Here is a 20,374-nt window from a genome sequence, read left to right as displayed (position 1 = left end):
TATGAAAAAACAGACCCCCGCCAACTCGATTCGTTTTCGCCGTAAGCCGCTGATTACTGCGCTGGAACCGCGTATTTTGCTTGATGGTGCTGCAGTGGCTACTGCTGCAGAAATGACCACGGACGTCGCTTTTCAGGATGCAGGAACCCACGCAGAGTCGGCTGACCAGAGCGTTCATTTTGCGGCACCCGCGCCGACCGGCAGTGAGCCGGGTAACCGTCGCGAAGTCGCCTTTGTTGATACCTCGGTAGACAACTACCAGGACCTGGTCGATGGACTGGGTGACGGCGTCGAAGTCATTCTGATCGATAGCGCCGAAAACGGTCTTGAGCAAATGGTTGCTGCACTGCAGGGCCAGACCGGTATTGATGCCATCCACCTCTTCTCACACGGTGATGTGGGGGAGGTGAAGCTCGGCACACTGACACTTAATGGCGAAAATCTGGAAGCCAACGCGCAGTTGCTCGCTGCGCTGGGTGAGACGCTGACGGAATCCGGCGACCTGATGCTCTACGGTTGCTATGTCGGGGCTGAAAGCGAGGGGCAGGGGTTCCTTGATGCGGTAGCGCAACTGACCAGCGCCGACGTAGCAGCCTCCGAAGACCTGACCGGTGCCCAGGCGCTCGGCGGGGACTGGGAGCTGGAGGTGACCAGTGGTTCGGTTGAGACGACTGCATTGGTTGCGGCTGGGTACGATGGCACGCTGGCTCCATTGGTAATCTCCAACCTTGATGACCTCGAGTACAGCGAAGGTGATGGGGCTGTGCTGATTGACGGTGATGTGACCATCGGTGGCGGCACTGATTATACCGGCGGTTATATCGACTTCGAAATTGGTGGTGCGACGTCCTCAGAGTCGCTAGGCTTCATCAGTGACAGCACACCCTCAACCGTGAACGGTGAAGTATCCATCGTTGGCACCACGGTCTACCGGGGTAACGGGTCTGTCGCGATCGTGATTGGTAGCGTTGACCCGATCAAAAACGGCGAAAATGGCCAGCCGCTGAGGATCAACTTCTCCAACGCGTTTGAAAACGGCGACTTCCAGGATGGCACCAACGGCTCGACGACTATTTCGGGCTGGACGTCCGTTATGCAACGTCTCCGGATGGGGGTTGACCAAATCGCTGGGCAACTTACGCCAGTTGACCCAACCTACCCGAGCTCTAACCTTACCGATGTCCGGGGCGATAACGGCGGTCAGCCGATCTACGATGACGTTACCGGTGGCAGTTTCACTCAAGGTGCCAAGCTGTCTAACTACGCGGGTAGCGATTCAAGTGATTTGGCGATTGAGCTAGATACCGGGGAAGATTCCATTAACGAAGGGTTTGGGGTGATTCGAGGCCCAGCCGTTTACAGCAATGGTGCAGTCGCGCTGCAAGCGGGTGATAAGGTCTCGTTCGACTGGAAAGCCCTTAGCGGCGGCGATGCCTATGATGCGTTTGGCTACATTATCGACGTTAATACCGGCGAAACCATAACTATCCTTGACAGTACTGGCACCTCCAGCAACCAGGAAACAAACTGGGCTACAGAGGAAGTTACCATCGCTGCCGGGCAGGAAGGGGTATACCGATTTGTCTTCGTAGCCGGATCCTATGACCTTACTGGTTATCGCCTGCTTGGCGGCAAACTGATGATCGACGACGTCAAGGTCACCCAAGCCAACCCGCCAGGCCCGGTTGGTGACTCTGTACTGACCTCGCTTGCCCAGCGTGTCACCTACGAAAATACCGCGGTCGACTATAACTCGCTGACCCGTACCGTTACCGTCTCGGTAATGGACAAAGCGGGCAACACTGGCTCTGATACCAGTCAGGTCAATATTGCTGAGCGCAACAACGCACCGTCGTTTAGCGGCAACGCCTCGCTTGGTGCGGTCAATGAGGACACCACTTCGCCTGCCGGCAGCACAGTGAGCAGCTTGTTTGGCTCCCTGTTCTCGGATGTGGATGCAAACTACGATCCCAAGGATTCACTCGGTGGCATCATCATCACGGGCGATGCCAGCGACTCCTCGCAGGGCGAGTGGCAGTATTCCACTGACGGCACCAACTGGCTTGCGGTTGGTACTGTGTCGGCCGATGCTGGTCTGCTGCTGTCTAGTACTGCCAGCTTGCGCTTTGTTCCCGCTGCAGATTTTAACGGTGCGCCCGGCAGCCTCAGTGTTCACGCGGTAGACAGCTCCGACTCCAGCATTACCTTTACCAGTGGTGCGACCCGACAAGCCTATGACACCACTGCAGTTGGTGGTACGGGCGGCACTACTGCCGTTTCGACCGCGGCAGTCAGCCTCGGCACCTCAATTACGCCTGTCAACGACATCCCGGTTCTTGATAACACGACAGGGACAGTAACTGGGGCAACAGAAGACACCGCAAAAACCATCACCCATGCGCAGTTGCAAGCGCTTGCTAACGCGTCGGACGTTGATGATGCGTCGGTCTCTTATCGGGTCGATTCGATTTTGAGCGGCACGCTGCGCAAGGACTCCGGTGGTGTACTTAGCGATGTTATCGCGGGTGTGACCGTAGTTGGGCCTGGCGAGAGCCTTGTTTGGCTGCCGGATAGCAACGCTAACGGGTTGCTTTCTGCCTTTACTGTTAAAGCCATAGACAGCCAAAACGCAGTATCGACGGCAAGCATGCAAGTTAGCGTGGATGTCGCGGCGGTAAACGATCCGGTAGCCATTACCGGTAAGTCCTCGGTCACGCTGAACGAAGATTCATCAATTCTGATCAACGGGTTCACGCTGACTGATATTGAGGGTGACAACGTTACCATTCGCATCAGCTCCAGCCACGGTAATCTAACGCTGGACAGTTCAGGTTCCGTCTCCGTTTCGCAGTCCGGTGGCCACACTCTGGAGTTCTCTGGTGCCATTGCTGATGTCCAGGCTGCTCTTAACTCGCTTCGTTACGCAGGCGATGCGAATTACTTCGGTAGTGACCAGCTGACTATCGAAGCCAGTGATGACAACGGCACTAACTGGCAGCCGTATCGTGTGGATGAGCAGGGCTTGTTCTACAACCCTGCGAATGGGCATTACTACGAGTACGTTAGTGCGCCCGGTATGACCTGGGCGGACGCTAAGGCCGCCGCAGAGAGCCGTGAGTTGTTTGGCTTGAAGGGTTACCTCGCGACCGTAACCTCCGCTGAGGAAAACGCATTTATCACCCCCAAACTGGGTGGCGATGGCTGGATGGGCGCCAGCGATGCTGCCGTTGAAGGCCAATGGCGCTGGGTAACTGGACCAGAGGCTGGCACCCTGTTCTGGTCCGGTACGGGCAGTGGCAGTTCGGTAGACGGTAACTACGAAAACTGGGGTGACGGTGAGCCAAACAATGCCGGCGAAGAAGACTATGCGCACTTCATCTCTAGCAATGGTAACTGGAACGATTATGCATTCGATAATGGTGCCATTCGCGGTTACATCGTCGAGTATGGTGGTGCCGGGTTTGGCACTTTGGAAGCGGCCACCCTCGATATCACCATCAACGGAGTAAACGACGCGCCGGTCGTCACTGGCGTCGATACCGATGGCGCTATCGATGGTGGCGGCCCGCTGACAGATACTGGCTCCATCACCTTTGCTGACGCAGACCCGTCTGATCGTCCGACGGCCACCGAGGCGACCAAGTCGGTTACCGCCAAGCGGGCTGATGGCACCACCAGTCTGCCGCTGACGGCCGAGCAGCAAGCGGCAATTGAGAATGCCTTCAGCATCAGCCCGGTAGCGGGTAATGATAATGACGGCACCATCGACTGGACCTACGACATCGATGCCAGCGACCTGGAGTTCCTGGCCGAAGGTGAAGTGGTCACGGCGGTCTTTACCATTACCGTAGATGACGGCCAGGGCGGCACAGCTACCCAGGACGTCACTGTGACCCTGACCGGCAGCAACGATGTGCCAGAGGTCAGCGCGGGTGATGTGACCGGTGAGATCACCGATGGCAGCAGCGACCTGACTGACAGCGGCTCGATCAGCTTTACCGATGTGGATCTGACCGACCGCCCAACGGCCACCGAGGCGACCAAGTCGGTTACCGCCAAGCGGGCTGATGGCACCACCAATCTGCCGCTGACAGCCGAGCAGCAGGCGGCAATTGAGAACGCCTTCAGCATCAGCCCGGTAGTGGGTAATGACAATGACGGCACCATCAACTGGACCTACGACATCGATGCCAGCGACCTGGAGTTCCTGGCTGAAAATGAAGTGGTCACGGCGGTGTTTACCATCACGGTCGATGACGGTAATGGCGGCACAGCTACCCAAGACGTCACTGTCACCCTGACTGGCAGCAACGATGTGCCGGAGATCAGCACGGGTGATGTGACCGGCGAGATCACCGATGGCAACAGCGACCTGACTGACAGCGGCTCGATCAGCTTTACCGATGTGGATCTGACCGACCGCCCAACGGCCACCGAGGCGACCAAGTCGGTTACCGCCAAGCGGGCTGATGGCACCACCAATCTGCCGCTGACAGCCGAGCAGCAGGCGGCAATTGAGAACGCCTTCAGCATTAGCCCGGTAGCGGGTAATGATAATGACGGCACCATCAACTGGACCTACGACATCGATGCCAGCGACCTGGAGTTCCTGGCTGAAAATGAAGTGGTCACGGCGGTCTTTACCATCACGGTCGATGACGGCAATGGCGGCACAGCTACCCAAGACGTGACTGTTACCCTGACCGGCAGCAACGATGTGCCGGAGATCAGCGCGGGTGATGTGACCGGCGAGATTACCGATGGCAACAGCGACCTGACTGACAGCGGCTCGATCAGCTTTACCGATGTGGACCTGACTGACCGCCCAACGGCGACCGAGGCGACCAAGTCGGTTACCGCCAAGCGGGCCGATGGCACCACCAATCTGCCGCTGACAGCCGAGCAGCAGGCGGCAATTGAGAACGCCTTCAGTATTAGCCCGGTAGTGGGCAATGATAATGACGGCACCATCAACTGGACCTACGACATCGATGCCAGCGACCTGGAGTTCCTGGCTGAAAATGAAGTGGTCACGGCGGTGTTTACCATCACGGTCGATGACGGCCAGGGCGGCACAGCTACCCAAGACGTCACTGTCACCCTGACCGGCAGCAACGATGTGCCGGAGATCAGCGCGGGTGATGTGACCGGCGAGATTACCGATGGCAACAGCGACCTGACTGACAGCGGCTCGATCAGCTTTACCGATGTGGACCTGACTGACCGCCCAACGGCGACCGAGGCGACCAAGTCGGTTACCGCCAAGCGGGCCGATGGCACCACCAATCTGCCGCTGACAGCCGAGCAGCAGGCGGCAATTGAGAACGCCTTCAGCATCAGCCCGGTAGTGGGTAATGACAATGACGGCACCATCAACTGGACCTACGACATCGATGCCAGCGACCTGGAGTTCCTGGCTGAAAATGAAGTGGTCACGGCGGTGTTTACCATCACGGTCGATGACGGCAATGGCGGCACAGCTACCCAGGACGTGACTGTTACCCTGACCGGCAGCAACGATGTGCCGGAGATCAGCGTGGGCGATGTAACCGGCGAGATCACTGACGGCACCGATCTGACTGACAATGGCTCGATCAGCTTTACCGATGTAGACCTGACCGACCGTCCGACGGCGACTGAGGCGACCAAGTCGGTTACCGCCAAGCGGGCCGATGGCACCACCGATCTGCCGCTGACGGCCGAGCAGCAGGCGGCGATTGAGAACGCCTTCAGCATCACCCCGGTAGTGGGTAATGACAATGACGGCACCATCAACTGGACCTACGACATCGATGCCAGCGATCTGGAGTTCCTGGCTGAAAATGAAGTGGTCACGGCGGTGTTTACCATCACCGTGGATGACGGCCAGGGCGGTACTGACACCCAGGACGTGACTGTTACCCTGACCGGCAGCAACGATGTGCCGGAGATCAGCGTGGGCGATGTAACAGGCGAGATCACCGACGGCACCGATCTGACTGACAATGGCTCGATCAGCTTTACCGATGTAGACCTGACCGACCGTCCGACGGCGACTGAGGCGACCAAGTCGGTTACCGCCAAGCGGGCCGATGGCACCACCGATCTGCCGCTGACGGCCGAGCAGCAGGCGGCAATTGAGAACGCCTTAAGCATCACCCCGGTAGTGGGTAATGACAATGACGGCACCATCAACTGGACCTACGATATTGATGCCAGCGATCTGGAGTTCCTGGCTGAAAATGAAGTGGTCACGGCGGTGTTTACCATCACCGTGGATGACGGCCAGGGCGGTACTGACACCCAGGACGTGACTGTTACCCTGACTGGTAGCAACGATGCGCCGGAAATCACTGTAGACGCACCGGCCGATTTCACCGAAGCCGCTGATGCCTCCGCGCAGGATCTGACCCAGAGCGGGCAGGTGCATTTCAGTGATGTCGACTTGACCGATACCATTGACATTTCCTTCTCATCAAATGGCGACATCAGCTGGACTCGCGGTGACAGCACTGTGGTTGGGCCGCTACCGGCAGGGCTTGCGGAAGCGCTGGTGGCTGCGTTCAATGCCAGCGGAACAGGTCTTGATAATGAAGGCCAGATTGCCTGGACCTTCGATGCTAGTGGTCTTGATCTGGACTTCCTTAACGCCGGTGACCAGATCAACTTCAGCTACACCGTGACGGTTGAAGACAGTGAGGGCGCTACTGATCAGGCTGTCGTGAGCTTCAAGGTGGTTGGTACCAACGATGCCCCTGAAGTAAGTGCACGTGAGCTGACTCGTGAGGAAATCACTGTTCAGCTGGGTGACCGCTATGCGCTGGAAGTGGACAGCCTGTTCGCGGACAAAGACTCGACGCTAAGCAGAGAGGATCTGGACTTCAGCATCAGCGGCCTGCCGCGCGGTCTGGTTTACAATCCGGAGACAGGTTCGATCTCAGGTTCGCCGCGTGAGCCTGGCGTGTTCGAGGTTCAGGTAACCGCAATCGATGCTGAGGGTGCCACTGTGACCCGGACCTTCGAATTGACGGTAACCGCCGTAGCAAACGAAGCGCCGGCTAACCCGGACCCGGGCGCCACCCCGCCGTCGGCTCCGCCTACCGATTCCGAGCCAGTTGAACTGCCGCAGTCAGGAATGCCTGACGGGCTGGTCAGCGAATCTGGTGACACGCGGGATCCGGCGGACTCCAGTGGCTTTATGCCGCCGTCCGGCCTTGGCTTCGAAAGTGGTGTTGAAGATGCCATGGGTGAGGGTGACGCGCCGACCGATGACCAGCAGGGTGCGGGCAACAGTGGTGATGGCCGAGCTGAGCAGGTCATTCTGTCCGAGCCCGGTGCCATTGTCGTGCAGGTCAAGAATACCGATGGGTCAACGACCGTTCGTGCCTCTGTAGATGTCAACGTCAATGAATCTGGGCAGGTGGAGTTCACGCAGGTTCAACAGGACGCATTCGATGTCGTCTCGCTGGTGGTAACCAGCATCCAGAGCGACTCCGAAGGGCAGGTGGTCATCGGGATTCAGGACACCAGCACCAGTGGCGGTTCTCAGCGTTACAGCGGATCGCTGTCCAGCGGCGAACAACTGCCTGGCTGGATTCAGCTGGATGCAACCAGCGGATCGGTGACTATCAGCAATCCTCCGGCTGGCCAGAAGGAGGTCAGTATTCGGGTTCAGGCCATCGGGTCCGATGGTCAGATTCGGGTGCTGGAGCTCAAGCTGGACCTGGAGGAACTGTTCAAGCGAGCTGCCACAACTGATGGCGAGGCCGTTGAGTCCAGCGAGAGCGACACTGCTGGCTTCATCCCGCTGAATGACCAACTGGCGGCTGAAGTGGCAATGCGTGATCAATACGGCAGTCGCCTCGTCACTATGCTACAGGCGGTTTAAGGTGGCTCAGTGAGCGACACTGTTGCAGCCCTGCTTGGGCTTGAACAACAACTGCGCAAGGCTTCAGACCTTGCGCAGTTGTCTTACACGCTGGTTAACCAGACGCACACATGTGTTCCCTATACCCAGGCGGTGCTGCTGGTAGGGGAACGCTTGCAGCGACCTCAGGTCGTTGCTGCCTCTGACCTGCCTACGGTCGATTACACCTCTCCCTACATTGCCTGGGTCGAACAACTGTCCAAGTTTTTCATTGGCCAGGGAAATGGGGAAAAGCAGGCGTTGTTGCGCCCCTCTGACCTTGATACCGAGTTGGCCAATGAGTGGCGTGAGCTTGAATTGCCTGATTTCGTATTTTGGCAACCATTGCGCGTTGAGGCACGTAATGGCGAGATAGCAGGGGTGCTGCTGCTGTTGCGTGACAAAGCCTGGAGTGAGGCTGAGCAGAGTGTGTTACAGCACCTGGCTGGCAGTGCTGGGCATGCCTTGTTTGCGCTGCGCCGAGGGTACCAGCTGACTCAGCTAAGGACGAGCCTGCAGAATCGCAAGGTCTGGCTGGTGGGCGCAGCGGTATTGTTTCTGGTGATGATGTTGCCGGTGCGTCTGAGTACTCTGGCTCCGGTTGAAGTGGTGCCACGGTCGCCGCACGTTGTAGCTGCGCCGCTGGAGGGGGTTGTCAGGCAGGTGGTTGTCAAACCCAACCAACAGGTGCAGCCGGGCGATCCGTTGGTCTTCCTTGAGGATACCGAGCTTGCCAGTAAAGAGGCGGTTGCAAGGCAAGCGCTCTCTGTGGCTGAGGCAGAGTTGCGAACGGTGCAGCAGGGTGGTTTTCTCGATCCTAACCAGAAAGCGAAGCTGGCCGAGCTGGAGGCCCAGGTTCGCTTGAAGCAGGCTGAATGGCAGTTCGCTAGGGATCAGCTGGAGCGCTCAAGTATCAAGGCAGATCAACCCGGTGTTGCGGTTCTCGACAACCCGGACGAGTGGAAGGGACGACCGGTTCGGGTTGGCGAACGCATCATGCAGGTAGCCGATCCCGCCAGGGTTGAATTCAAGGTCATGCTGCCGGTTAAGGACTCGATCTCCCTGATCCCGGGGGCTGAGGTGAAGGTCTTTCTGGACAATGATCCTCTGCACGCGTGGTCTGCTCACCTGAGTGAGTCCAGCTATGAACCTAAGACCACGCCGGACCAGCAACTGGCGTACCGTTTGATTGCCCAGCTGAGTGAGGCTGAGCAGGGCAATGAACCGCCTCGCATTGGTTTGCGCGGGACGGCCAAGGTGTACGGTGAAAAGGTAAGCGTGTTCTTTTATCTGTTCCGGCGTCCGATCACGTCGGTACGGCAGTGGCTGGGATGGTAGAACTGCGTCTACCGGCACTCAGGCAGGACCTGAAATTGTTGCCGGGTGGGCATGATGAGGATGGCGCGCCGCGTTATCTGCTGCACGATCGCGTGCGTAATCGCTATTTCACCCTGTCTGCGGACGCGCTGGGGTTGATTCGCCACTGGCAACCCGGTCGTACCCTTGATGACATGCAAACCCATTTGCAAGCTCAGGGGCTGGATCACGAGCCTGATGAGATTCGTGCTTTTATCGATTTTTTAATCGCCAATAATCTGGTGCTGGCTCGCAGTGAAGGGGCGTGCAACACCTTTACACAGCAGCGCGAGAACAGCCGGCTCAGTCTGTGGCAATGGCTGCTGCACAACTACCTGTTCATTCGCATCCCGCTGTTTCGCCCTGACGCCTGGTTGAATCGTATTGGGCCAAAGCTGTCCTGGCTTTTTACCCGCACGGCCCATCGGGTGGTTGTCATGCTGGGACTGATCGGCTGCCTGCTGGTGCTACGTCAATGGGACAGCTTCAGTGCCACCTTTATCTACTTTTTCAGTCTTGAAGGCTTCCTGCTTTATGGCTTGACGCTGGTCCTGGTAAAGAGTGCGCACGAGATGGGACACGCGCTGGTGTCGCAACGGCTTGGCTGCCGGGTGGCATCCATGGGCGTGGCGTTCCTGGTGATGTTTCCGGTGCTCTATACCGATACCACCGATGCGTGGAAGCTGCGCTCGCGGCGCGATCGCTTGCGGATTGTCACCGCCGGCATGAGAACAGAGATCTACCTTGCCTTGATTGCAACCTTTCTCTGGGGGCTGCTGCCTGACGGCTCACTGCGCAGTGCCGCGTTCTTTGTTGCGACTACAAGTTGGATCACATCGGTACTGGTCAACATCAGTCCATTCATGCGGTTTGATGGCTACTACGCGTTCTCTGACTTGATCGGGGTGGAGAATCTTCAGACCCGGGCGTTTGAGCTTGGCCGCTGGCGTCTGCGGCGTTGGCTCTGGGGCTTGGATGATCCTTTGCCGGAGCCCATGCCGAGAAGCCGCGCGCGGCTGCTGATCCTGTATGCCTGGGGCACCTGGCTGTATCGGTTTTTTCTGTTTCTAGGGATTGCTCTGTTGGTGTACCACTTTTTTTTCAAGGTACTGGGTATATTCCTTTTCATTGTCGAGGTGCTCTGGTTCATTCTCATGCCCATACTCAAGGAACTACGAATCTGGCGAGAGCGCCGGTCGGATTTTCACTGGACAGGCTGGCGCATTGCAGCATGGTCTTTACCTCTGCTGGGGCTGCTATGGCTGCTCCTGCCGTTGTCGGTAGACGTTCATGTCCCTGCAGTGCTGCGTGCTCAGCAGGTCCAGTCGTTGTTTGCAACGGAGCCTGCTCAGGTTACCGCTGTCGGAGTTGAATCAGGCGAGCATGTGACTGCAGGGCAGGTGCTGGTGCAGCTGGAGTCGCCTGGGTTGAGCAGGCAATTGAGTGAAACCCTGGAACAGCTGCAACTGGTTCAGCTGAAATTGTCCCGTCAACCGGTGTCCCGTGATGATCAGACGGCGCAGGCGATCAACCGGGAGCGCCTGCAGCAACTGAATGAACAGCTGGCCGGGCTTCGTCTGCGTGAGCAAAAGCTAACTATAACCGCGCCATTCAGTGGCTTCGTCGGGGCGATGGAAAGCTTGTCCGAGCATCAGTGGGTTGGTCGTGATGAACCAATTCTGACGCTGGTCAATAGTGAGCAGATGGTCGTCGAGGGGCTGGTAAACGAGCGCTATCTGACATCGGTTGAGGCTGGTCAGAGCGGCGTCTTTATTGCCGCTTCCGGTGAGGAGTCGGGGATTCCAGTCAGACTTGAGCAAATCGATATCAGTGCGGTACCCGCGCTGCCTTACGCTGAACTTGGCTCTGACGCGGGCGGGCCAATTGCGGTGCGCCGGCAAGACGACCTGCTTGTTCCGGAGGCTGCTCACTATCGTGTCGAGATGGCGCTGGCCGAACCCGCACCGACAGCGCTTCAGCTGAAAAGGGAAGTAGGTGTGGTGGTGGTTGAAGGCAAGCGCCGGAGTGCACTGCTACACCAGTTGCAGCGCCTGGCTGCCTTGTTTATTCGTGAGTCCGGGTTCTAACACCAGCAGGACTCAGGCAGGTGCGCATCAGCGGATACACAGACAACCCCGAGCAAGCAGCCCGCCCAGTTCCTGCATGACTGCAGCGTTATCATGTTGACTGGTGATCATCGCATCAGCCAGCGTGCAGCCGGTGCCGAAGCGGTTCAGAAGGTTGGCGCACAGTGCACTTACCGGTTCGGTGCGCAGTTCGAACTGCTGTCGCCATATCAGTACGGTTTCGGCCCGCCAGTTGTCCGCTGTCGGCATCGGTTGGTCTGTCATCTGGCTGTGCCATATCTGAAATACCGGGCTCTCGGCTGCTAGCAAGGTCACCGAGGGGTGCCAGACCAGGCATTGCTCCAGCTGGGCAGCAAGCGTGTCGTTGGTTTCGGCAAGCTGGACAGGGGCGCGGTTTGCCGCGTGGAACGCCCTTACCCGCGCTGCTTCGAGTTGGGCAACGTCACCCAGCCAGGGCATGTGTTGCAGCGCGGGGAACTGCAGCAGGTATTCGCCAAAACCCTCGCCATAGTGGTGCAGTGCCGGGTTGCTGGGTGGTCGGCTTGCGACAAACACGGCGGCGACGGCAGTAAAGTAGTCGCTCCCGAGCAGGCGTTCCAGTACCGGGTATATCTGTCTTAATGCAGCGGTCCGAGCGCTGCGCACGTTGTTGCGGTAGATCTCGAAGCGTTGTGCTGTTTCAGCGGCATCGCCGCTGAACAGGTCAGTGGGTATGGCGCTTTCCGGCGCTGTCAGCGCCCGGATAAAGCGTTGCTGGTGCAGTGTATTCATCCGTATGCACCCGCAGCAGGCGTTATTGCCTTGCGCTGGTGACGGCGTGCCCGTTCGACTTCTCGGGTGAGGGTTGTCCAGCTCGGTACATCAGTGTCCCACTCGATAATGGTAGGGCGCTGGCCTGCAATGCGCAGGAACTGTGCGTAGAGCGCCCAGGTCTGATCAGCGACGGCGCTGCCATGGTCATCAATCAGCAGAGAGCGGCCACTGGCGAGGGTATGCATGCTGTGCCCGGCAAGGTGGATTTCGCCCACCTCGTCCAGCGGTATCGCCTGCAGGTAGGCATCGACGTCGCCGCCATTGTTGTGGCAGCTCACTCTCAGGTTGTTCAGATCCAGCAGCAATCCGCACCCACTGCGTTGTACCAGCTCAGCGAGAAACTCGGCTTCGGGCATAGCACTGTGCGCGAACGTCAGATAGGTGGCCGGGTTCTCAATCAGAACGCGACGCCCCAGCGTGTCCTGCAGCTGGGCGACGTGATCTACCGTGCGGTCGAGCACCTCCGGGGTGTAGGCGATGGGCAGGAGGTCTGCAAGGAACTGCTCGCTGTCGCCAGCCCACGCGAGGTGCTCAGACACCAGTACGGGCGGGTGACGCTCACACAGGCGGCGCAGCTGAGCCAGGTGGGCGGCGTCAAGCGGGGCGGCTCCGCCCACTGACAAGCCGACGCCGTGGATGGACAACGGCAGCAGCGCATGCAGCCGCTCCAGCTGATGATGCAGGATTCCCCCGTCGCCGAAGTAGTTTTCCGCGTGGATTTCCAGCAGATCAATACGGCTGGTGTCGTTGATCAATTCCGCAAAGTGTTGCGGCTTGAATCCGACACCCGCACCGCGGGTCAGGGGGACGTGTTGCATGACCTCCTCCTATGGCCGCTTGACCGGGGTCAGCGAGCCCATACCATGCGGAGTTTCGATGCTGGTGCAGGTACCGGTTGGGACCAGCGTCCAGGCATCACCCTGGTAGTCAATTTTGGATGTTCCGGCGCAGGAAGTACCGGGGCCGGCGGCACAGTCATTCTGGCCTGCCAGGGAGATGCCGTAGCATTTTTCCTTGCCGGCATTGATACCGGCGGCACTGGCGTGCTGGCTGGCGGCAAGTACAGCGCCGAGCAGCGAAGCGGCAAGCGCGGTGTTGAAGTGTCGACGATCCATGATGAATGTCCTCTTTAAATGGATAGCGTGAGCTCGCGCATAGCCCGGCGCTTAACGCGCCGGTGTGCAGTGCAGGGCTCGTGGAGTGGATACCGGGTGTAGCCAGCGGCTAATCAGGTGATCAAGCGACAGGCGCCCACTGCCGTGCAACAGCAACAGCAACAGTGGGACCGCCCAGGTGCCATGGGTCGCCCAAGCTGATGGGTAAACCAGCAGCTGGATAACCAGGGTCATCACCAGCAATCCAAGGGCACCAAGCCGGGTTGTCAATCCCAACAGCAGCATCACCGGTAGCAGGTGTTCGCCGATCGTTGCCAACGCAGCGGCAATCACCGGATCAATCAGCGGCAGGCGATACTCTTCCTGAAACAGGTACAAGGCTGTGTCGTTGAGTTGCCAGCCATCGACCTTGGTGCGGCCTGACTGCCAGAACACAGCACCGGGGAAAATGCGTGCGACCAGCAGCAAGACGTCCTGCAATGGTGCTTGCAGGGACCGGGATGCAGTGGGGGAAAGCATGATAAATACCTCTCGATTGGGTAGTGCATGCGGCTACGTCAGCAGGGCCGGGCAGCCGCATCGGGTTACAGCGCGTTCGGCGCCAGGTCCTTGATCAGCGGCCAGTTGGCGTCAGCCTTGGCAATGTTGCCCGGCACGTCTTCGGCCCACTTCTTGAACACATCGGCGTTAACATTGAGGTACAGCTTGCCGTCGACAACCTTGTACTGGCTCGGATCTACATCCAGTTTCTTGCCCAGTGCGGCGCCCATCGCGCAGTAACCGCCGTATTGCGGAACGTAGGCGGTGGGGTTGGCCTGAAAAGTCTTCATGTTCTCGGCGTTGGCGAAGTAGTAGAGGGCGCCTTCGTGCTCAACCGCGAAGCGGCTGCTGCCCTCGGCCGGTTCGCCCTGGAAGTAGGAAACGGTGTCGTAACCCTTGAGAATGACGCGCTGCTCATCGACGTTGATCGCCGATGTAGAAGTTTCGTCATAGGCGTAGGTGCTGGTCGCGGTCAGCAGTGCAGCACCGCCAAAGCCCAGGGCAACGGCCAGCGAACTGGCGATAAATGCGTTCTTCAGTGTCATGGTGTAGCTCCTCGATTAATGCAAATTCAGTGGTGTGTTTTGTCGTGCTGTGCAGCGACGGTTTGAACTGTAAGTGCATTCAAAAAATCAAAGAACAGCCTTATTTTGAAAGTTACTATTGTTAAAAATGAAATAGTTGGTCTAGGCTGGCCGGTATCTAGTGGGAGCTGCAGATGGACAGATTCAAGGAAATGCAGATTTTTCAGGCAGTTGCGGAGGAGCAGAACTTTTCCTCTGCTGCGCGTCGGCTTGGCATGTCTGCGCCCAGCGTAACGCGTGCGGTCGCGGCGCTGGAGCAGCGTTTGGGCACTCTTCTGCTGGCTCGAACTACCCGCAGCGTCCATGTGACGGAGTCAGGCCAACGTTACGTTGAGGACTGTCGACGCATTTTGGCCGAGCTGGATGAGGCCGAGGAATCGGCTGGTGGCGTACATGCCCAGGCAAGAGGGTTGTTGACGGTGACAGCGCCGGTCTTGTTCGGTGAGCTATTTGTGACCCCGGTTATGGTGGACTATCTGGCAAATCACCCGGCGGTACAGATCAAGGCGCTACTGGTCGATCGGGTCGTCAATATGCTGGACGAGGGGATTGATGTTGCCGTTCGTATCGGTGATTTGCCCGATGGCAGCTTGCACAGTGTTCAGGTCGGCGAGGTGAGGCGGGTGGTGTGCGCGTCGCCCGGATACCTTGCCCGTCACGGTCGGCCAACCCACCCGCGTGATTTGGAGGCGGCGTCGGTGGTGATGTCCGCCAGCAGTACCTTGCTGACCGAGTGGCGCTTCGACGGTCCAGATGGCTGCATTCAGGTGGTACCGCAGCCACGTCTGGTGGTGACCGCCAACCAGGCTGCCATCAACGCTGCCCGGTTGGGGTGGGGCATCACCCGGGTACTTTCCTATCAGGTGGCGGAGCTGGTCAAGGCGAGGACCCTTGAGATTCTGCTGGATGATTACGAGTTGGCGCCGTTACCGATCTATGTTGTCCATCAGGGTGGCCGACGGATTCCGGCCAAGGTGCGTGAGTTTGTCGACTTTTGTGTAGAACAGCTTTCAACCAATGCTGCTCTGCAGGGCAAGGGGGCTCGCTGATGGATCGCTTTCAGGAAATGAGTGTATTTGAGGCCGTCGCGGATGAACTCAGCATGTCGGCTGCTGGACGCCGGCTGCACCTATCGGCGCCAACAGTCACGCGCGCCATCGATGCGCTGGAGAAACGGCTCGGCGTCGCGTTGCTGCGGCGCAGTACCCGCGGCGTCGAAGTGACGCCGGCTGGTGAGCGCTTTCTGGCCGATTGCCGGCGCATCCTTGCGGAGGTTGCCGATGCTGATCGGTCCGCCAGCGGTCTGCATACCTCTCCTCGTGGGCGGTTACAGGTATCCATGCCGCTGTTGTTTGGGCAATCACTGATGACGCCCATTCTGCTCGAATACCTGCAGGCCCACCCTCGGGTCGAAGTGTTTGGTGTCTATCAGGACCGGGTACCCAATCTGCATGAGGAGGGGATAGAGGTCGCGGTGCAGGTGGGGGCGCTGCCGGACTCTTCGCTGTTCGCCGCCAAGGTGGGTGACGTGCGACGTATTATCTGCGCCAGCCCGGACTATCTGAATCAGCATGGTACACCGAGCCACCCCGAACAGTTGGTCGACCATCAGATCGTGCACTCATCTGCCGATGCCCGCACGCCTGAGTGGCAGTTTGTGCAGCAGGGTGGTGTCAAGCGCTACCCCTTGCTACCGCGCTTGAGCTGCGCCACTAATCACGCAGCCATCGCTGCCGCCGAACGTGGTGCCGGGCTGGTGCGCTGTATGAGTTATCAGGTGCATGAGTCGCTGATGGCGGGTCGCCTGCAACCGGTATTGCAGCGTTTTGAGCTACCGGTTTTGCCTGTTCATGTGGTGTACCGCGAGGGACGGAGAGCGGCTGCTCGGGTGCGCAGTTTCGTCGATTTGGCGGTAGCGCGTCTGCGGGTTCATCCAGCGTTGAATAGCGATTAATTTCATTTTTCGCAATAAAGGATTGTGAACTTAGGTTATTCCGCACTTCTGTGTAAGCAAAGCAAGATAAGACTCCCGAGGGCGTGTGCACTGTCGTACATGCCCGTTTTGCCAATCGCAAGCAATGGAGTCTCCGATGTCACACCCTATCAAGTTCTACCGTTATCCGCTGTCCGGCCACGCGCACCGCGTCGAATTGATGCTGTCGCTGCTGAACGTCCCCCACGAAACGGTGTTTGTCGACCTGGCCACCGGCGCGCACAAACAGCCGGCGTTCCTGTCATTGAATGCGTTCGGCCAGGTGCCGGTCATCGAAGATCGCGGCATGGTGTTCAGCGACTCGAACGCCATTCTGGTCTACCTCGCCAGTCAGTACGACGAGGCTGCTCGTTGGCTACCCCGCGACCCGGCAGGTGCCGCCCGGGTGCAGCGCTGGTTGTCGGTTGCTGCTGGTGAGTTGGCTGCAGGACCGGCGCGGGCGCGGCTGATCACGCTGTTTGGTGCACCTTATGACGCCGAATCGACGATCGCAGCTGCGCACGACCTGTTCCGTCTGCTTGAGCGCACTCTGACCGCCAGCAGTTACCTCGCAGGCGAACAGGTGACCATCGCGGATATCGCGCTCTACAGCTACGTGGCGCACGCACCCGAAGGTAACGTGTCGCTGGCCAACTACCCGCGGGTACAAGCATGGTTGGCGCAGATTGAAGGCTTGCCCGGATTTGTCCCGATGGCCCGCTCGGCAGTAGGCCTGCAGAGTGCGTGAGGTGGTCAACGCAGGTTACAGAGGAGGTTGTCATGAGTAAGGCACAAGTCTGGCATTCGGGAGAGCGCGAATTGCAGCGTCGCCTGGGTGTTGCCGAGCGCATGGCCGAGATCGGACCGCGCGTGCTTAATCCGGTACTGCCGGAACAACATCGCGGGTTCTATCCACTGCTGCGCTTTGTTGTGGCGGGTGCGGTTTCACCGGATGGCAACCTTTGGGCTGGCCTGCTGGAGGGAGAACCAGGCTTTGCCTGGTCTCCCGACCCCACGTTGCTCCGGCTGAATACGGTAGTCAGTCGTGTGGATCCTTGCGCGGATGCCTTGCTGGCGACTGGCGCTATTGGTCTGCTCGGAATTGATTTGCAGACACGACGGCGCAACAGGTTGTCCGGCCAGATCAGCGAAGTCGACTCGAAGGGAATCAGCGTTCGGGTTGAGCAAGCGTTTGGCAATTGCCCGCAGTTCATTCAGCAAAGGCAGCTGGTGGCCGATGCGGAGGCGCCGGCGGCCGATTCCTGCGTGGTTAGCTCGAATCTGCTGACCCCTCGTATGCGGGAGCTGATTGCCGCTGCTGATACCTGCTTCGTCGCCAGTTGTCTGCCGCGAGAGGGGCTCAGCCCGGCGGTGGATGTCTCCCATCGAGGCGGCTGGCCCGGTTTTGTGAAGGTCTCTGAAAGCCGTTTGACCCTGCCCGAATTTGCTGGCAACCGCTTCTTCAACACCCTTGGTAATCTATTGATGAACCCGCGCGCGGGACTGCTGTTTGTCGATTTTGCCAGTGGTGATCTGCTTCAGTTGACCGGTCGGGTCGAGCTGGAGTGGGAAGCACCTGCTGCCAGTCGGTTTGAGGGGGTTGAGCATCTGTGGCATCTGGAGGTCGAGCAGGTTGTGTGGCGTCCGGGTGGTTCGCGGTTGCGCTGGCAGTTCGAAAGCTTCTCCCCCGCACTGCGGCGTACCGGCGTCTGGCCTGGCTGAGGTGGTCAGCAGGGGGCAACCGCGTCGACCTTGACGCGTTGTCTCCACTGCGCCGGCGACACACCCATACGCCGGCGAAAGGCGCGACTGAATGACGACAGGTCGCTATAGCCAAGCATGTCCGAGAGACTGGTGATGTCACAGCGCGAGGCCTGCAGATGCCAGCAGGCCAGATTGACTCTGACGTCCTGCAGCAGGTCTCGAAACACCAGGTGCTCCTGCTTTAGACGCCGCTGCAAGCTGCGCGGATGCAGGTTGAGGAGGGCGGCAATGCTGTTGACGCTGATCTCTTTCAGGCCGAGCAGTTCCGTGATCAGGTTGCGAATATTCAGTTCCAGATTTTCTTCCAGCTGGTCGCGAGCAGCCTGAATGTAGCCTGCGCGCTCAACTTTGTGCCCGTGTGCCAGCACGGGCAGTGGGCGTCGAAATACTGCAGCAGGGTAGCTCAGGCTGTCATGCTCCTGATCGAACCGTACCTCGCAACCAAAGTGCTGCTGATACAGCTTCATCGGCCCGACCTGACTGTGTGCAAAGGTCACGCGCAGTGGTCGCAGTTGTTCGCCACTCAAGAGGCAGGACATGCGGTGGAACCCGGCCAGGGCCATCTCGTGGTACTGCTGGGCCTGATGATCAGACTGACCCAGCTCAACACGCGCCACCTGAACCCGTCCGGCGAATTGATGCAACTGCCAATGCTCGGCGGAGCTGTGCAGACTCATGTAGCGCTGGGCAATGGCAAAGGCTTCACGCAAGGTTGCGGCGCAGCTCAGTACTTTGCCGAGCAAGCCAAGGTCTCCAACGCTTTGATGTTGCGCCAGGCGCATGCCCAGATCCGGCCGATTGAGTCGACTGGCTGCCAACGCCAGCATCTGGTGCAACTGGCCGATTTCAATCGGGTTATCGGCAACGCTGAGCTGGTCGGGGTCGACCCCAACCTCACGCAGAATGGGCTCGGCATGCTCACCGACCTCGGCGAAGAAGCCGTTGATACTCGCGCTGCGTACCACGTATCGAGCCGCCATCCGTCTTCCTTTGAACAGGCACTGGTAGTCTGTTCAGGCTATCGACTGGCAGCAGAATCTCAAGTTCGAATCGGCCAATAATATGATCAAAGTGGCCAATTTTGCGGGTAATCCCTGCGTGGCTATTTGTTTGTTGGCGATGGCTTGCCGTTGCTGTTTCTCGCCGCCTTGAAGCGCCGCCGCCACTGGGCTGGAGACACCCCCATACGCCGTTTGAATGCGCGACTGAAGGAGGAGAGGTCACTGTAACCGAGCATGTCAGAGAGCGTGGTAATGCCGCAGCGCGACGCTTGCAGGTGCCAGCAGGCCAACGTGATACGCACGTCCTGCACGAGATCACGAAATTCAAGCTGTTCTGCTTTCAGGCGCCGCTGCAGGTTGCGCGGGTGCAGTTCGAGCAGGGCGGCAACCTGATCGAGCGTAACCTCTCCGAGCCCGATCAGCTCGGTAATCAGGTTGCGCACCTGCAGTTCGAGGTTGTCTTCGAGTTGTTCGCTGGCGGAGCGCAGGTAGTCCTGTTCAGTGCCTCCCGGGTCTGTCACTTGCTGTGACACCGGTTGGCTGAACAGGGCTTCAGGGTAGACCAGGCTGTCGTGCTCCTGATCGAACCAAACATCGCAGCCGAAATGGCTGGTGTACTGCCTGAGCGGGCCGACCTGGCTATGAGCAAAGGTTACCCGCACCGGACGCTGCGGGCGACCGCTTATCAGTTGGGTGAGCCGGTGAAACACCGCGAGAGACATCTCGTGGTACTGCTGAGCCTGTGGGTTGGTCGTACCGTGTTCTGCGCGAATGATATGGACTTGGCCGGCGAAGGTTTGCAGCTGCCAGTGTTCTGCGTTGCTGTGCAGGCTCATGTAGCGCTGGGCGATACCAAACGCCTCCTGCATCGTCCGGGCGCTGGCCAGCACATTTCCCAGCAGGCCCAGCATGTCGAGCCCCTGATGGCGGGCCAGGCTGATCCCCAGATCGGGACGGGCCAGACGTACCGATGCCAGCGCGAGCAGGCGCTGCAGCTGGGTCACGTCAACCGGCAGATCGGCGGCATCGAGTTGCTGCGGCGTAATGCCAGCCTCCTGCAACAGTGCTTCTGCGGCACTGCGTGCCTCTGTCCGAAAGCCGCTGATGGCTGCGCTGCGCACGACATAGCGGAGTGTCATTGAGGAATCCTGCGCGAGGAGAATGGATACTGGAAAGCTAATCTCAGGTCGTAAAATGTCAAGTTTTGAGCTTGGCTGGTATTTAGTCTGGTGCCTCAATAAAAACAACAGAGGCTCC

14 protein-coding genes are annotated in these 20,374 nt (G+C 58.9%); 7 read left to right on the top strand and 7 right to left on the bottom strand.

The window, feature by feature from the left end:
• Position 1: 1 nt before the first annotated feature.
• Genes ACKPCU_RS12960 through ACKPCU_RS12950 form a run of 3 tightly spaced genes read left to right on the top strand, consistent with a single transcriptional unit; the run spans position 2 to position 11,328 of the window.
• Positions 2-7,867, top strand: a complete 7,866-nt coding sequence (locus ACKPCU_RS12960) for a VCBS domain-containing protein (protein WP_321347263.1) — start codon at positions 2-4, stop codon at positions 7,865-7,867.
• Between the two features lie 9 nt (positions 7,868-7,876).
• A complete protein-coding gene (locus ACKPCU_RS12955) occupies positions 7,877-9,223 on the top strand; it encodes an efflux RND transporter periplasmic adaptor subunit (protein ID WP_104738427.1) in 1,347 nt (448 codons plus the stop codon).
• On the top strand, positions 9,217-11,328 hold the full coding sequence (locus ACKPCU_RS12950) for an HlyD family efflux transporter periplasmic adaptor subunit (protein ID WP_321347260.1): 2,112 nt from the start codon (positions 9,217-9,219) through the stop codon (positions 11,326-11,328). The genes ACKPCU_RS12955 and ACKPCU_RS12950 overlap by 7 nt, the downstream gene beginning before the upstream one ends.
• A gap of 27 nt (positions 11,329-11,355) precedes the next feature.
• Here ACKPCU_RS12950 and ACKPCU_RS12945 read toward each other — a convergent pair whose 3' ends face one another.
• The 5 genes from ACKPCU_RS12945 to ACKPCU_RS12925 all read right to left on the bottom strand — a co-directional run bounded on the left by ACKPCU_RS12945 (position 11,356) and on the right by ACKPCU_RS12925 (position 14,341).
• Entirely contained in the window at positions 11,356-12,099 is a 744-nt protein-coding gene (locus ACKPCU_RS12945) for a DNA-binding domain-containing protein (RefSeq protein WP_321347258.1), read from the bottom strand.
• Complete coding sequence (bufB, locus tag ACKPCU_RS12940; RefSeq protein WP_321347256.1) at positions 12,096-12,959, bottom strand: MNIO family bufferin maturase; 864 nt, start codon at positions 12,957-12,959, stop codon at positions 12,096-12,098. The genes ACKPCU_RS12945 and bufB overlap by 4 nt, the downstream gene beginning before the upstream one ends.
• A 9-nt stretch (positions 12,960-12,968) precedes the next feature.
• Positions 12,969-13,256, bottom strand: coding sequence for a BufA1 family periplasmic bufferin-type metallophore (locus tag ACKPCU_RS12935; RefSeq protein ID WP_104738424.1), 288 nt, complete (start codon positions 13,254-13,256; stop codon positions 12,969-12,971).
• Between the two features lie 51 nt (positions 13,257-13,307).
• Positions 13,308-13,775 (bottom strand): DoxX family protein, encoded by a 468-nt coding sequence (locus ACKPCU_RS12930; RefSeq protein WP_321347254.1) that lies wholly within the window; start codon positions 13,773-13,775, stop codon positions 13,308-13,310.
• A 65-nt stretch (positions 13,776-13,840) separates the two neighbouring features.
• Positions 13,841-14,341 carry a YHS domain-containing (seleno)protein gene (locus tag ACKPCU_RS12925; protein ID WP_321347251.1) on the bottom strand — a complete coding sequence of 167 codons (501 nt, stop codon included), beginning with the start codon at positions 14,339-14,341 and terminating at the stop codon, positions 13,841-13,843.
• Positions 14,342-14,514: 173 nt separating this feature from the next.
• Here ACKPCU_RS12925 and ACKPCU_RS12920 point away from each other — a divergent pair, with 173 nt between their 5' ends.
• The 4 genes from ACKPCU_RS12920 to ACKPCU_RS12905 all read left to right on the top strand — a co-directional run bounded on the left by ACKPCU_RS12920 (position 14,515) and on the right by ACKPCU_RS12905 (position 18,074).
• On the top strand, positions 14,515-15,429 hold the full coding sequence (locus ACKPCU_RS12920; protein WP_321347249.1) for a LysR family transcriptional regulator: 915 nt from the start codon (positions 14,515-14,517) through the stop codon (positions 15,427-15,429).
• Entirely contained in the window at positions 15,429-16,334 is a 906-nt protein-coding gene (locus tag ACKPCU_RS12915; RefSeq protein ID WP_321347247.1) for a LysR family transcriptional regulator, read from the top strand. Before ACKPCU_RS12920 ends, ACKPCU_RS12915 begins: the two co-directional genes overlap by 1 nt.
• Before the next feature lie 136 nt (positions 16,335-16,470).
• Complete coding sequence (locus tag ACKPCU_RS12910; protein ID WP_104738419.1) at positions 16,471-17,100, top strand: glutathione S-transferase family protein; 630 nt, start codon at positions 16,471-16,473, stop codon at positions 17,098-17,100.
• Positions 17,101-17,132: 32 nt separating this feature from the next.
• On the top strand, positions 17,133-18,074 hold the full coding sequence (locus tag ACKPCU_RS12905) for a pyridoxamine 5'-phosphate oxidase family protein (RefSeq protein WP_321347244.1): 942 nt from the start codon (positions 17,133-17,135) through the stop codon (positions 18,072-18,074).
• A gap of 5 nt (positions 18,075-18,079) precedes the next feature.
• On the opposite strand, the gene ACKPCU_RS12900 is transcribed toward ACKPCU_RS12905, so the two are convergent.
• Positions 18,080-19,096, bottom strand: coding sequence for an AraC family transcriptional regulator (locus ACKPCU_RS12900; RefSeq protein ID WP_321347242.1), 1,017 nt, complete (start codon positions 19,094-19,096; stop codon positions 18,080-18,082).
• Positions 19,097-19,218: 122 nt separating this feature from the next.
• Positions 19,219-20,256 (bottom strand): AraC family transcriptional regulator, encoded by a 1,038-nt coding sequence (locus ACKPCU_RS12895; RefSeq protein WP_321347241.1) that lies wholly within the window; start codon positions 20,254-20,256, stop codon positions 19,219-19,221.
• Positions 20,257-20,374 lie beyond the last annotated feature (118 nt).

Origin of the sequence: Halopseudomonas oceani (assembly GCF_963677335.1) — a bacterium.
Lineage (GTDB): Bacteria > Pseudomonadota > Gammaproteobacteria > Pseudomonadales > Pseudomonadaceae > Halopseudomonas > Halopseudomonas oceani.
Note: the sequence above shows the minus strand (reverse complement) of the source record. Positions and strands in the feature narration are given on the sequence as shown.

What these genes read in the sequence shown, in the direction of transcription:
- bufB (WP_321347256.1), bottom strand. Translation starts at nt 12,959, where the DNA reads ATGCAACACGTCCCCCTGACCCGCGGTGCGGGTGTCGGATTCAAGCCG.
- ACKPCU_RS12925 (WP_321347251.1), bottom strand. Translation starts at nt 14,341, where the DNA reads ATGACACTGAAGAACGCATTTATCGCCAGTTCGCTGGCCGTTGCCCTG.
- ACKPCU_RS12900 (WP_321347242.1), bottom strand. Translation starts at nt 19,096, where the DNA reads ATGGCGGCTCGATACGTGGTACGCAGCGCGAGTATCAACGGCTTCTTC.
- ACKPCU_RS12910 (WP_104738419.1), top strand. Translation starts at nt 16,471, where the DNA reads ATGTCACACCCTATCAAGTTCTACCGTTATCCGCTGTCCGGCCACGCG.
- ACKPCU_RS12915 (WP_321347247.1), top strand. Translation starts at nt 15,429, where the DNA reads ATGGATCGCTTTCAGGAAATGAGTGTATTTGAGGCCGTCGCGGATGAA.
- ACKPCU_RS12895 (WP_321347241.1), bottom strand. Translation starts at nt 20,256, where the DNA reads ATGACACTCCGCTATGTCGTGCGCAGCGCAGCCATCAGCGGCTTTCGG.
- ACKPCU_RS12930 (WP_321347254.1), bottom strand. Translation starts at nt 13,775, where the DNA reads ATGCTTTCCCCCACTGCATCCCGGTCCCTGCAAGCACCATTGCAGGAC.
- ACKPCU_RS12905 (WP_321347244.1), top strand. Translation starts at nt 17,133, where the DNA reads ATGAGTAAGGCACAAGTCTGGCATTCGGGAGAGCGCGAATTGCAGCGT.
- ACKPCU_RS12950 (WP_321347260.1), top strand. Translation starts at nt 9,217, where the DNA reads ATGGTAGAACTGCGTCTACCGGCACTCAGGCAGGACCTGAAATTGTTG.
- ACKPCU_RS12920 (WP_321347249.1), top strand. Translation starts at nt 14,515, where the DNA reads ATGGACAGATTCAAGGAAATGCAGATTTTTCAGGCAGTTGCGGAGGAG.
- ACKPCU_RS12935 (WP_104738424.1), bottom strand. Translation starts at nt 13,256, where the DNA reads ATGGATCGTCGACACTTCAACACCGCGCTTGCCGCTTCGCTGCTCGGC.
- ACKPCU_RS12945 (WP_321347258.1), bottom strand. Translation starts at nt 12,099, where the DNA reads ATGAATACACTGCACCAGCAACGCTTTATCCGGGCGCTGACAGCGCCG.
- ACKPCU_RS12960 (WP_321347263.1), top strand. Translation starts at nt 2, where the DNA reads ATGAAAAAACAGACCCCCGCCAACTCGATTCGTTTTCGCCGTAAGCCG.